Raw genomic sequence first — 12,572 nt, 5'->3', positions numbered from 1 at the left:
GGCGAAGGAGGCTGAGATGTCCACCTATGTTCATGGCCACAGCGAGAGCGTGCTGCGGCAGCACTCCTGGCGCACGGCGGAGAACTCCGCGGCCTACCTGCTGGATGATCTCGGCCCGGGGCTGGACCTGCTCGATGTGGGATGCGGCCCCGGCACGATCACGGTCGGGTTGGCGCAGCGCGTGGCCCCGGGCCGGGTGGTCGGGGTGGACACCTCCCGCGAGGTGCTGCTGAAGGCCTCGGAACTCGCCGTGGCCCGCGGGGTGGAGAACGTGCTCTTCGAGGAGGGCGATGTGCGCGCCCTGCCGTATGCCGACCACTCCTTCGACGTGGTGCACGCCCACCAGGTGCTGCAGCACCTGAGCGACCCGGTCGGGGCGCTCGCCGAGATGCGCCGGGTGCTGCGGCCCGGTGGGCTGCTGGCGGTGCGCGATGCGGACTACGGCGCGATGACCTGGTTCCCCGACTCCGAGGGGCTGGATGCCTGGCGCTCGCTGTACCGGGAGGTGGCGCGGGGCGCCGGGGGAGAACCCGATGCCGGACGGCGCCTGGTCGCCTGGGTGCGCGAGGCCGGGTTCACCGATGTGGAGGCCGGCGCCGACACCTGGTGTTACACGCAGGAGGAGGCGGCCTGGTGGGCCGGGGTGTGGGCGGACCGGGTGGTGCACTCCGCGTTCGCGCGCAACGCGATCGCGCAGGAGGCAGCCACGGAGGGTGAACTCGCGGATCTCGCCCGGGAGTGGACGGCGTGGGGCCGGCAGGAGGACGCCTGGTTCGTGATCCTGCACAGCGAGGTCCGCGCTCGGAAGGTGAGTCGCTGACCTAGGCTGGCGGTATGCGCATCGCACGAATCGTCGTCGGAGATGACCCCCGTTTCGCCGTCGTGGACGGGGAGGGGGATTCCGCCCGCTACGCGGTCATCAAGGGTGACCCGCTGTACACCCCGATCGAGCCGACCGGGCAGATCCTGGACGCCGACGGCGTGCGGCTGCTCGCGCCCGTGATCCCGCGTTCCAAGGTGGTCGGGGTGGGGCGCAACTACGCCGAGCACGCCGCGGAGCTCGGCAACGAGGTGCCCGAGGCCCCGATGATCTTCCTCAAGCCCAACACCTCCGTGGTCGGCCCGGACGACCCGATCGTGCTGCCGGGATACTCCCAGCGCGTGGACCACGAGGGCGAGCTCGCCGTCGTGATCAAGCGGATCTGCAAGGACGTGCCGGCCTCCAAGGCGCTGGAGGTGATCTTCGGGTACACGGTCGCGAACGACGTCACCGCTCGCGACCAGGGCGAGACGGGCCCGTGGCTGCTGAAGAAGGGCTTCGACTCCGCCTGCCCGCTCGGGCCCTGGATCGAGACCGACCTCGACCCCGCCGACCTCGCGGTGCGGGTGCGGGTGGACGGCGAACTGCGTCAGGACGGCCGCACCAGCCAGATGATCCACGGGGTCTCCGAGCTCATCTCCTACATCTCCTCCGTGGTCACGCTCCTGCCGGGCGATGTGATCCTGACCGGAACCCCCGCGGGTGTGGGGCCGATCCATGCCGGCCAGCGCGTGGACGTGGAGATCGAGGGCCTCGGTACGCTGTCGAACCCGGTGCTGCCGACCCGGTAGGCGCCCACGGCGGTGCTGCCGACCCGGTAGGCGCCCACGGCGGTGGTGGCGGCACTGCGGTGGCGCCTCGTGGGTAGTCGTCAACGGCGACTACCCTGAACGACTGTGACTACTGCTGCTCCTGTGACGCCCGAGACCCCCGTGAAGGTCCGCTTCTGCCCCTCACCGACCGGCACCCCGCACGTCGGGATGATCCGCACGGCCCTGTTCAACTGGGCGCAGGCGCGTCACACCGGCGGCACGTTCGTGTTCCGCATCGAGGACACCGACGCCGCCCGTGACTCCGAGGAGTCCTACGCCGCGATCATCGACTCGCTGCGCTGGCTCGGGCTGGACTGGGACGAGGGCATCGAGGTGGGCGGCCCGGACGGGCCCTACCGCCAGTCCCAGCGCGGGGAGATCTACCTCGAGGTGGTCGAGAAGCTCAAGGCCGGCGGCTACCTCTACCCCTCCTACGCCACCGCGGAGGAGGCGGCCGAGCGCAACGTCGCCGCCGGGCGCGGCGCCCAGATGGGGTACGACAACTACGACCGCGACCTGACCCCGGAGCAGATCGCCGCCTACGAGGCCGAGGGCCGTCAGCCCGTGTGGCGGCTGCGGATGCCGGATGAGGACATCACGTTCACCGACGCCATCCGCGGCGAGGTGACCTTCGCCGCCGGGTCCGTGCCCGACTTCGTGGTGGTCCGCGCCGACGGGAAGCCGCTGTACACGCTGGTCAACCCGGTGGACGACGCCCTCATGGGCATCACCCACGTGCTGCGCGGGGAGGATCTGCTCTCCTCCACGCCCCGCCAGATCGCCCTGTACCGGGCGCTGGTGGAGCTCGGCATCGCCGCCCGGGTGCCGGACTTCGGCCACATGCCGCTGGTGCGCGGCGAGGGCAACAAGAAGCTCTCCAAGCGCGACCCGCAGTCCAACCTGTTCCACCACCGCGACCGGGGGTTCATCCCCGAGGGCCTGCTGAACTACCTGGCGCTGCTGGGCTGGGCGATCGGCCCGGACCGTGACGTGTTCACGATGGCCGAGATGGCGCAGGCGTTCGACATCCACGACGTGAACCCCAACCCCGCGGCGTTCGACGTGGCCAAGGCGGAGGCGATCAACGCCACCCACATCCGCATGCTCGAGGCCGAGGACTTCCGCGACCGCCTCGTGCCCTACCTGCCGGGGCTGGTCTCCGCCGGCACCTTCGCGGAGCTCACCGTGCGCGAGCAGGCGATCCTCACCGCCGCCGCGCCGCTCATCCAGGAGCGCGTCACCCTGCTGGGCGAGGCGAGCGACATGCTGGGCTTCCTCTTCACCGCCGACGGCGATCTGCAGATCACCGAGGACGCCGCCAAGACCCTCAAGGAGTCCGCGCCCGCGGTGCTGGACGCCGCGATCGGCGCCCTGGAGGGCCTGAGGGAGTTCACGACGGCGCAGATCGAGCAGGCGCTGCGGGAGGCCATCGTGGAGGGCCTGGAGATCAAGCCGCGCCTGGCCTTCGGTCCGCTGCGCGTGGCGGTCTCCGGCCGCCGGATCTCCCCGCCGCTATTCGAGTCCATGGAGATCCTGGGCCGCGAGTCCACCCTGGCGCGGCTGCGGGCGCTGCGCGCGACCCTGTAGCCGTGCCGATCCGGGGCGTCCTGCTCGACATCGACGACACCCTCGTGGACACCCGCGGCGCCTTCGGTGCGGCGCTCGCGGCCGTCGCCGCGGTGTACCTGCCGGTGGGGGTCGACGTCGAACGGGTCGTGGCCATGTGGCGCGCCGATGCCTCCGGGCACTACCGCCGGCACACCCGCGGGGAACTCACCGCCGCGCAGCAGCGCCTCGCCCGCGCCCAGGAGGTGCATGCCGCCTTCGGCGGACCGCCGCTGGACGAGGCGACCTTCCCCGCGTGGGACGAGGTGTTCCGCACTGGATTCCGCGCCGGCTGGCGCGCCCACACCGACGCCCTGCCCACGGTGCGGGCGCTGCGGGAGGCGGGCTACGCCGTCGGGGCCCTGACCAATGCCGTGGGTCCGCTGTCGCAAGACAAACTCGAGCGGGTGGGGCTGGCCGAGGACGTGCCGCTCCTGGTCACGCTCGACACCCTCGGCTTCGGCAAGCCCGACCCGCGCGTGTTCCTCCAGGCGTGCGCGAGGCTGGGGACGGCGCCGGGGGAGACCGCCTACGTGGGCGACGAGCTCGACATCGACGCCCTGGCCGCGCTGCGCGCGGGCCTGGGACTCGGGGTGTGGTTGGACCGGCCCGGCACCCGGCGCGGCGGACCACACCTGGAGGACCCCGCCGCGGCAGCGGAGCACGGCGTGGCGGTGATCTCTTCGCTCACCGAGCTGCCGGGCGTGCTGGGCCGCGTGGACGTGCGCTGAGGGAGCCAGCAGGAGCGGGCGCGTGGTCGAGGCTTAGTCCGGAGCCGTCGGAGCCGTCAGCGTCGTTAGCGCCATCCTTCGCGCACGGCGGGTCGGCTTCGCGCACGGCGGGTCGGCTTCGCGCACGGCGGCTGTATGACGGCGCTCGGTGGGCGAGACGGCGTCGCTGCAGGTCAGCGCGTGGTTGCCCCGGCGGGCGGCTCGCACATCCGCCGTCAGCGAAGCCGATCCGCCGCAGGCGAAGCGGCGGAGTCGGTGATCGCAGTGACCTCGCGCCAGTAGCAGCGCGCCAGCGCGAGCCGTTCGGGGGCGTACCCCTCCCACTTCGCGGGCGGTATCTGCGACTGAGGCACCTCGTGGAAGCCGCGGCGCAGGAAGAAGGCCGCGGCCTCGTCCGAGACCGTCACGGCGAACACCGCCCGCAGCCCCCGCTCGGCGGCCAGCTGCAGCACGCCGTCGATCAGCATGCCGCCCGAGCCGGCGCCGGAGAACTGGCTCACGGTGATCAGCCCGGAGATCTCCCCGACCCGCTGCGCGGCGTAGGGGGTGGTCTCCAGCCCCACCACGCCCGCCAGGTGGCCCGTGGAGCGCAGCCGGGCACCCAACCCGGTGGCGGCGATCCGCGCGATCGCCTCCCGGCTGCGTGGCTTGAGGATGCCGTCGGCCACACCCTGGGCCACCAGGGACTCCACCGCCGGCAGATCGTCCACCCGCAGCGGCGAGAGCGCGGTGTAGCCGCCGAGGGTGAGCAGGGTGCCCGCGCCGTCGAAGGTGAACAGCTCCACCTCCAGATCCGCGGCCCGGCACAGGTTCACGCTGAACGCCCCGCCGCGCAGGGCCTGCTCGGCCGCGGGCAGCAGGTGGGCGCTGCCGCGGGCGGCGAGGTCGGCCTCGAGGGCGGCGCGGCTGTGGCCGAGTTCCACGAAACTGCGAGCCGGGTCGCCCAGCCCGCCGCCGGGGTCGGTGAGCATCACCTTGGAGGCGCGCAGGCCCGCGGCGACCTGACCGCAGACCGCGGCGACCCGCTCGCCAGGGTGGGCCGCGCTCGCGGGCACGCCGTCGCCGTCGGGCACGCCAGCGCCGTCGGGTACAGGCGCGTTCTTGACCGCAGGCGCCGTGCTCGCGTCGATCAGCAGCACCGGCTCGTCCTGCGCCGCCACCCACAGGCGCGCGAGCGCGGCCTCGTCCCAGGAGGTGGCCGCCATCGACTCCACGCCCACCGCGGTGGTCGCCAGGGCGTCCAGGAGCACGGCCACGGCGTCGGCATCCGGCAGCACCACGACGAACCGGGTGTCCCCGGCCGCGAAGCCCTCCACGCTGCGGCGCAGGGCCGCCACGCCCTCCGCCTCGACCTCGGGGAGGGCCACCACCACGGTGGAGCCGCGGAACTCCTCCACGAAGAAGGCGCGTTCGGTGGTCGGGATCTCCTCGGTGCGGGCGCGGGCCACCGGGGTTCCCGGGTGCACGGTCTCGCGCACGGGGGCGCTGGCGCGGCGGCGCACCGGCGCGGGGACGTGTTCACTCACGGCGACCAGTGTGCCGCCGCCGGTGGGTGCGCGGGAAATGCCGGGGAACCTCAGCCGCGCGGCAGGGGCGGGATCCACCGCGTCGGCACCGCGGCCAGCGCGTCCGGCGGCACCAGGCGCCGCACCAGCGGCCGGTACCAGAGGGTGTAGAGCGCCACGATGAACACGATCGAGGCGAACTGCGGGCCCGCACCCGGCAGCAGGGTGAGCACGCCGTCGTTGAAGGAGTGCAGGGCGGCGGCGGCCAGCCACATCCCGATGATCAGGCCCGCAGCCTTCCTGGTGCCGCGGGCGAGGTTCAGCCAGATCACGCTCGCAGCGCCCGCGGTGATCATGACGTGCAGCAGCTCCACCCACGCGCGGCCCATGGTGCCCGCGAACGTGAGCAGGGCGTGGCGGGTGGACTCCGACAAGCCCGAGAGGTCGACATCGCCCAGCACCTTGTCCTGGTGCAGGCCAGAACCGACGGCGAACTCGATGCCCTCGAAGATCCCGAACACCGCGCCTGCCAGCACCACGACCCACACACCGGCGCGAGGATCGCGGATCCACGGCAGGCCCACGGCGAGCAGGATCAGCGGCACGAGCAGCTTCGCGAACTCCTCCGCCGGCCCCGCGAACAGGTACCCGGGCTCGCTCGCGGATCCGACGAGCGCGCGGAACGCCGACTCCAGGCCGAGCGCCACGCCCACGGCGATGACGCCCGCGGCCAGGCCCCACCACGTGGCCACGCGCGGTACGGAGGCCTCGATGCGCAGCCGACGCGCGGTGCCGAGCACGAGGGCCACGATCGGGCCGCCGACGGCGAAGAGGCCGGCCACCCCGAGCACCACCTCGTTCGGGGTGCTTCCCGTGGACCCGCCGACCCAGGCGAGGACCGCGCCGATGAGCAGGCCGCCCACAGCGATCCAGAACGGAGCGCGGCGCATGGTGGCACCGAGGGAGCGCGGCGAGTGGAGCTCCGGCGCGCTCGGCTCCGGCAGCTTGGGCCCGGACCACAGCGCCCCCGTCCATTCGCGGGCGAACCCGGCGTGGCCGCTGGGGTAGGTGCCGGGCGGGGGAGTCTGCGTGGGAGCTGCCGCGCGGTGCGCTCCGTGGGGGGCCGTCATGCTCCCAGGCTAGGGGGCGCCGTCGCGTGTCCGCAGGGGTGGCGTGGCGGCGTGTTGGGGGCCCGCCCGAGCGATGCGGTGTGATCTGCGTCGCGTTCCGCGGACCGGCGCAGGGGCCGGTTTGGAGCATCGGCTCGGACCAGGTAGAGTCCTGCGACGGTTGATGGACCGGGAAACCGGCCCTGATACCCCCTTGGGGTATGGTGTAATTGGCAGCACGACTGATTCTGGTTCAGTTAGTCTAGGTTCGAGTCCTGGTACCCCAGCGCAGCGGAAAGTCGCGGATTTCGCATCACGGCGAAGATCATGTAGGCTCTCCGAGGCCCGGGAAACCGGACAGCATGACAGCGTGACAACGGCCCCATCGTATAGCGGCCTAGTACGCCGCCCTCTCACGGCGGTAACGCGGGTTCGAATCCCGCTGGGGTCACAGTTGGAAGCCCCCGCTCGCATCGCGAGCGGGGGCTTCGTCATTTCCGGGGTGCGCCCCCACACGCGCGGGCCGCCCCCTCACGCACGAGAGACGACGAAGCGCGCGAGAGACGACGCCCGGCGGACCATCTCGCGCGTATCGACGACGCTCGCGGGTGGTGCCAGGGCTCGCGGGTGGTGCGGGGGCTAGCGGGTGGTGCCTGGGCTCGCGCACGCGCGAGGGCCGCGCCCCCGCACACGAGAGACGACGAAGCGCGCGAGAGACGACGCCCGGCGGACCATCTCGCGCGTATCGACGACGCTCGCGGGTGGTGCCAGGGGTTCGCGGGTGGTGCCGACCTCAGCTGGCGTCGGCGCGGCGCAGCACGTCCGAGAGACGGTTCGCGGCCGAGACCACGGCCGCGGCGTGCAGGCGCCCGGGCTGCTTGGTCATCCGCTCGATCGGGCCCGAGATGGACACCGCGGCCACGATGCGCCCCGAGGGCCCGCGGACCGGCGCGGAGACCGAGGTGACCCCCGGCTCACGTTCGGCCACCGACTGGGCCCAGCCGCGCCGTCGCACCCCGGACAGCACCGTGGCGGTGAACTTCGCCCCGTGCAGCCCGCGGTGCAGTCGGTCCGGCTCCTCCCAGGCCAGCAGCACCTGCGCGGCGCTGCCGCCGAGCATCGAGAGCTGCGCCCCCACGGGGATCGAGTCGCGCAGGCCCACGGGCCGCTCGGCCGCGGCCACACAGATGCGCTGATCGCCCTGGCGGCGGAAGAGTTGGGCGCTCTCACCGGTGTGGTCGCGCAGCGCGGCGAGCACGGGGCCGGCGGCGGCCAGCAGACGGTCCTCGCCGGCGGCGGCCGCGAGTTCGGCCAGGCGCGGGCCGAGCACGAACCGGCCCTGCAGGTCGCGCGCCACCAGGCGGTGGTGCTCCAGCGCCACCGCGAGCCGGTGCGCCGTCGGGCGCGCAAGATGGGTGGAGGCGACCAACTGCGCGAGCGTAGCGGGACCGGACTCCAGCGCGCCGAGCACCGTCGCGGCCTTGTCGAGAACGCCAACCCCAGAAGTGTCCATGCCTCGATATTGTCATCTCATCTCATGAGACGCAAGTTCGTCGCAGCGCCGGTGCCGCGACAATGAGACGGCAACAACCGGGCGCGTGGGCACACCCCGCCGCGTGCTCGATCCAGAACCGGACGAAGGTGGCGATATGGGCAAGACCCTGGCGGAGAAGGTGTGGGACGCGCACGTGGTGCGGCGCGGTGAGGACGGCGCGCCCGACCTGCTCTACATCGACCTTCACCTCTGCCACGAGGTGACCAGCCCGCAGGCCTTCGAGGGCCTGCGTCTCGCCGGCCGCCCGGTGCGCCGCCCGGACCTCACGATGGCCACCGAGGACCACAACACCCCCACGCTGGACATCGACCTGCCGATCGCGGACCTCACCTCCCGCACGCAGATCCAGACGCTGCGCAACAACGCCGCCGAGTTCGGCATCCGCATCCACTCCCTGGGCGACGCCGACCAGGGGATCGTGCACCAGGTCGGCCCGCAGCTCGGGCTGACGATGCCGGGGATGACCGTGGTGTGCGGCGACTCCCACACCTCCACGCACGGCGCCTTCGGTGGTCTGGCGTTCGGGATCGGGACCAGCGAGGTCGAGCACGTCCTGGCCACGCAGACCCTCCCGCTGAAGCCGTTCAAGACCATGGCGATCAACGTCGTCGGCGACCTGCCCCCGGGCACCACCAGCAAGGACATCATCCTGGCGATCATCGCCAAGATCGGTACCGGCGGCGGCGCCGGCTACGTGCTGGAGTACCGCGGTGAGGCCATCGAGAAGCTCTCGATGGAGGCCCGCATGACGATCTGCAACATGTCCATCGAGGCGGGCGCCCGCGCCGGCATGATCGCCCCGGACCAGACCACCTTCGACTACGTGCAGGGCCGCCCGCACGCCCCCGAGGGCGAGGACTGGGACGCCGCGGTGGAGTACTGGAAGACGCTGGTCACCGATGAGGACGCCACCTTCGACGTCGAAGTGGAACTGAGCGCGAGCGACCTGGAGCCGTTCGTCACCTGGGGCACCAACCCCGGCCAGGGCCTGCCGATCTCGGCGAACGTGCCCGTGCCGGAGGAGATCGCCGACGAGGGTGAGCGGGTGGCCGCCGAGCGCGCCCTGGAGTACATGGGCCTGGAGCCCGGGCAGCCGCTGCGCGAGGTGAAGGTCGACACGGTCTTCATGGGCTCGTGCACCAACGGCCGCATCGAGGACCTGCGCTCCATCGCCAAGGTCATCAAGGGCCGCAAGAAGGCCGACGACGTGCGCGTGCTGGTCGTGCCGGCCTCCGCCCGGGTGCGTCTGCAGGCCGAGGCCGAGGGCCTGGACGAGATCTTCACCGACTTCGGGGCCGAGTGGCGCAACGCCGGCTGCTCGATGTGCCTGGGGATGAACCCCGACCAGCTGCAGCCGGGGGAACGCGCCGCGTCCACGTCCAACCGCAACTTCGAGGGACGTCAGGGCAAGGGTGGCCGCACCCACCTGGTCTCCCCGCTGGTGGCCGCCGCCACCGCGATCCGCGGCACCCTGTCCTCGCTGTCCGACCTGGACCTCGGTGAGGACGTGGACCTCACCACCTTCGACGGCTCCCCGCTGAGCCCCCTCGACCCGAACCTGCTGGTGCAGGTCTGATCCGCCGGTAGCACGGGAGGAAAGCAATCATGGAGAAGATCGTCACCCACACCGGCATCGGCGTCCCGCTGCGCCGCAGCAACGTGGACACCGACCAGATCATCCCGGCCGTGTACCTCAAGCGGGTCACCAGGACCGGCTTCGAGGACGCCCTGTTCGCCGCCTGGCGCGGCAACGAGACGTTCGTGCTGAACCAGGACGCCTACCGCAACGGCTCGGTGCTGGTGGCCGGCCCGGACTTCGGCACCGGTTCCTCCCGCGAGCACGCGGTGTGGGCGCTGAAGGACTACGGCTTCCGGGTGGTCCTCGCCTCCCGGTTCGCGGACATCTTCCGCGGCAACTCCGGTAAGCAGGGCCTGGTCGCGGGCGTGGTGGCGCAGCAGGACATCGAGCTGCTGTGGAAGATCCTCGAGGCCAACCCGGGCATGGAGCTCACGGTGGACCTGGCCAGCCGCACCGTGACGGGCGGCGAGGTGACCGTGCCGTTCGAGATCGACGACTACACCCGCTGGCGCCTCATGGAGGGGCTGGACGACATCAGCCTCACCCTGCAGCACGAGGAGGACATCACCGCCTTCGAGGCCACCCGCGACTCCTGGCGGCCCAAGACCCTGCCGGCCAAGCACCTGCCGACGCAGCCGATCGTGGCGGCCCGCTCGGGGGAGTAGCCCGGACCGGGCGGTGGCGGGGTCGTCGACCCCGCCACCGCTTGCGTGCGCACCGCGACGGCGCACAGACGGCGGGATCTCGCCGTTCCCTCGGCGCGTGCTTGCTTGAATCCGCGTCAACGCGTGGAACACTTTGGCCGTGACGTCACTCTCCAGTCGTCCGGGCAGCCGGACGGCGGGAGGCCCCCCGAGCGACGTCAGCGCCCCGGGGGTCCTCCCGCGCCCCGACTCGGACTCGGTGCGCCCTCATGCGGGTGCCCCGCACCTGCAGGGTCTCGACGGACTGCGTGCCCTCGCGGTCCTCGCGGTGTTCGGCTATCACGCGGAGATCCTCGGCCTGACCGGGGGGTTCCTGGGCGTCGACCTCTTCTTCGTCATCTCGGGCTACCTCATCACCACCCTCATCCTGGTGGAGGTCACCCGCACGGGCCGGTTCGCGGTCGGCACCTTCTACCTGCGGCGCGCGCGGCGACTGCTGCCGGCGCTGTACCTTGTACTGGCCGCCGTCGCGGCCGCCCAGCTGCTCCTGCGTGAGCAGCTGGACCACCTGCGCGGCGCGATCCCGGCGGCGATCGCGTACGTCTCCAACTGGTTCCAGATCCTCGCGTCCCAGTCCTACTTCGATGCCTCGGAGCGGCCCTCGCTGCTGCGTCACCTGTGGACCCTCGCGGTCGAGATGCAGTTCTACCTCGTGGCGCCGCTGCTCGCCTGGGTGGCGCTGCGCTGGGGACGACGCACGCTCGGCAAGGCGCTGTTGATCACCGCAGGCGTCTCCGCGGTGCTGATGGTGCTGATCTCGTTCGCCTCCGGAGTGCCGGGGACCGACCCGACCCGCGTCTACGTGGGGACCGATACCCACCTGTTCCCGATCGTGCTGGGTGCCGCTGCCGCCTGCGTGTGGCGCCCCTGGCTGCACACCGGGGAGCGGGCGCGCCGTTCGGCTCGCACCAGCGACGTCGTGGCCGTGGTCGCTCTCGCGGCCTTCCTTCTGCTGGCATTCCTCGTGCAGGACTCCTCCCGTGCTCTGTACCTGGGCGGCTATGCCGCCATCGCCTTGGTGTGCCTCGCCCTGGTGACCACGGTGGTCCACCCCGGGTCCGCCGTCGGCCGGATACTGGAACGCCAGCCGCTGCGCTGGATCGGCACCCGCTCCTACGGGATCTACCTGTGGCACTGGCCGGTGCTCATGCTCACCCGACCCGGCATCGATGTGTTCTGGCCGCTCCCGGCGGTGATCGCCGTGCAACTGCTGGCCACCGGCCTGCTCGCGGAGGCCTCCTGGCGCTACGTGGAGACGCCGATCCGCCGGGGCGCGCTGGGCCGCTGGTGGACGGCGGTGCGCACCTCGGGGGCCCTCGCACCGGCGGCGCGGGGGACGACGATCGCGGTGGCCTCGGCCACGGTCCTCGGCGTGGCCCTCGCCGCCGGGCTGGCGCTCACACCCGACCGGGCGACGGCGCTGGAGAGCAACGAGCGGCTGGCGGCGGGTTCCGGGGTCGTCACCGCGGCCGCGGCCCCGGGTGGTCCGACGGCGCAGCCCGGCCAGGAGCAGGCGTCCCCGGCCGAGGCGGCGGGGGAGGCCGAGTCGACCGCCAGCGCCCGGCCGAGCCCGGAGCCCAGCCCGGAACCCACCGCCGAGCCCAGCCCGGAACCCACAGTCGAGCGCAGCCCCGAAGCAAGCACAGAGTCCGCGCAGGAGCCCGCCGAGCAACTCGGCACGGTCAGCGTGGTCGGGGACTCGGTGGCCGGTATCGCGGCCCCGGAACTCATCGAGCGGGGCGTCGCCTCGGTCGATTGGGAGGTGGGACGCCAGTTCGCGGACGTGGTCAACGCGGTGTTCGCCAGCCGCGACGCCGGCACCCTGGGACACACGGTGGTGGTGCACGGGGGGACGAACGGGCCGATCGGCGAACGCGACCTGCGCCGCCTGATCGAGGGGCTGCCGGACCGCCGGGTCTTCCTGGTCACGGTGCGCAGCCCGATCGTCTACGAGGCGGAGGACAACGAGCGTCTCGCGCAGATCGTGCCGGAGTACGGCAATGCCCACCTCATCGACTGGTTCGCGCTGTCCGATGCGCACCCGGAGTGGTTCTACGAGGACCACTTCCACCCGCGGGAGGGCACCGGGACCGACCAGTACGCCGACCTGATCTGGGAGGCGATCCAGCCCTGAGCGTCGCGGTGCTCATCG

10 protein-coding genes and 2 tRNA genes are annotated in these 12,572 nt (G+C 72.4%); 9 read left to right on the top strand and 3 right to left on the bottom strand.

What is annotated here, in order from left to right:
* Positions 1–16: 16 nt before the first annotated feature.
* From ATL40_RS08710 to ATL40_RS08695, 4 genes are all read left to right on the top strand, one after another.
* Entirely contained in the window at positions 17–820 is an 804-nt protein-coding gene (locus ATL40_RS08710) for a methyltransferase domain-containing protein (protein WP_098469203.1), read from the top strand.
* Between the two features lie 14 nt (positions 821–834).
* Positions 835–1,611, top strand: coding sequence for a fumarylacetoacetate hydrolase family protein (locus tag ATL40_RS08705; RefSeq protein ID WP_098469202.1), 777 nt, complete (start codon positions 835–837; stop codon positions 1,609–1,611).
* A gap of 189 nt (positions 1,612–1,800) precedes the next feature.
* Complete coding sequence (gene gltX, locus ATL40_RS08700; protein WP_245867217.1) at positions 1,801–3,219, top strand: glutamate--tRNA ligase; 1,419 nt, start codon at positions 1,801–1,803, stop codon at positions 3,217–3,219.
* 2 nt (positions 3,220–3,221) lie between these two features.
* Positions 3,222–3,968: an HAD family hydrolase gene (locus tag ATL40_RS08695; RefSeq protein ID WP_098469200.1), complete on the top strand. Its 747-nt coding sequence runs from the start codon at positions 3,222–3,224 to the stop codon at positions 3,966–3,968.
* 215 nt (positions 3,969–4,183) lie between these two features.
* On the opposite strand, the gene ATL40_RS08690 is transcribed toward ATL40_RS08695, so the two are convergent.
* Both ATL40_RS08690 and ATL40_RS08685 read right to left on the bottom strand, forming a co-directional pair.
* A complete protein-coding gene (locus ATL40_RS08690; protein ID WP_211283088.1) occupies positions 4,184–5,494 on the bottom strand; it encodes a GNAT family N-acetyltransferase in 1,311 nt (436 codons plus the stop codon).
* A gap of 50 nt (positions 5,495–5,544) precedes the next feature.
* Positions 5,545–6,603, bottom strand: a complete 1,059-nt coding sequence (locus tag ATL40_RS08685; RefSeq protein WP_098469199.1) for a PrsW family glutamic-type intramembrane protease — start codon at positions 6,601–6,603, stop codon at positions 5,545–5,547.
* Positions 6,604–6,797: 194 nt separating this feature from the next.
* Between ATL40_RS08685 and ATL40_RS08680 the strand changes: the two genes are divergently transcribed.
* Both ATL40_RS08680 and ATL40_RS08675 read left to right on the top strand, forming a co-directional pair.
* Positions 6,798–6,869: transfer RNA gene (locus tag ATL40_RS08680), tRNA-Gln, on the top strand.
* Positions 6,870–6,960: 91 nt separating this feature from the next.
* A tRNA-Glu gene (locus ATL40_RS08675) sits at positions 6,961–7,033 on the top strand.
* Between the two features lie 342 nt (positions 7,034–7,375).
* On the opposite strand, the gene ATL40_RS08670 is transcribed toward ATL40_RS08675, so the two are convergent.
* The gene (locus ATL40_RS08670) at positions 7,376–8,095 is read right to left on the bottom strand and encodes an IclR family transcriptional regulator (protein ID WP_098469198.1); all 720 of its coding nucleotides are present in this window, start codon (positions 8,093–8,095) and stop codon (positions 7,376–7,378) included.
* A 136-nt stretch (positions 8,096–8,231) separates the two neighbouring features.
* On the opposite strand from ATL40_RS08670, the gene leuC reads away from it, so the two are divergent.
* The 3 genes from leuC (at position 8,232) to ATL40_RS08655 (ending at position 12,554) form a co-directional block, all read left to right on the top strand.
* On the top strand, positions 8,232–9,713 hold the full coding sequence (gene leuC, locus ATL40_RS08665; RefSeq protein WP_098469197.1) for a 3-isopropylmalate dehydratase large subunit: 1,482 nt from the start codon (positions 8,232–8,234) through the stop codon (positions 9,711–9,713).
* Between the two features lie 29 nt (positions 9,714–9,742).
* Positions 9,743–10,381 (top strand): 3-isopropylmalate dehydratase small subunit, encoded by a 639-nt coding sequence (gene leuD, locus ATL40_RS08660; RefSeq protein ID WP_098469196.1) that lies wholly within the window; start codon positions 9,743–9,745, stop codon positions 10,379–10,381.
* Positions 10,382–10,520: 139 nt separating this feature from the next.
* A complete protein-coding gene (locus ATL40_RS08655) occupies positions 10,521–12,554 on the top strand; it encodes an acyltransferase family protein (RefSeq protein ID WP_169925918.1) in 2,034 nt (677 codons plus the stop codon).
* The last annotated feature ends 18 nt before the right edge of the window (positions 12,555–12,572 follow it).

Source organism: Serinibacter salmoneus (assembly GCF_002563925.1).
In the GTDB taxonomy this organism is placed as follows: domain Bacteria; phylum Actinomycetota; class Actinomycetes; order Actinomycetales; family Beutenbergiaceae; genus Serinibacter; species Serinibacter salmoneus.
This window is presented reverse-complemented; position numbering and strand designations above follow the sequence as displayed.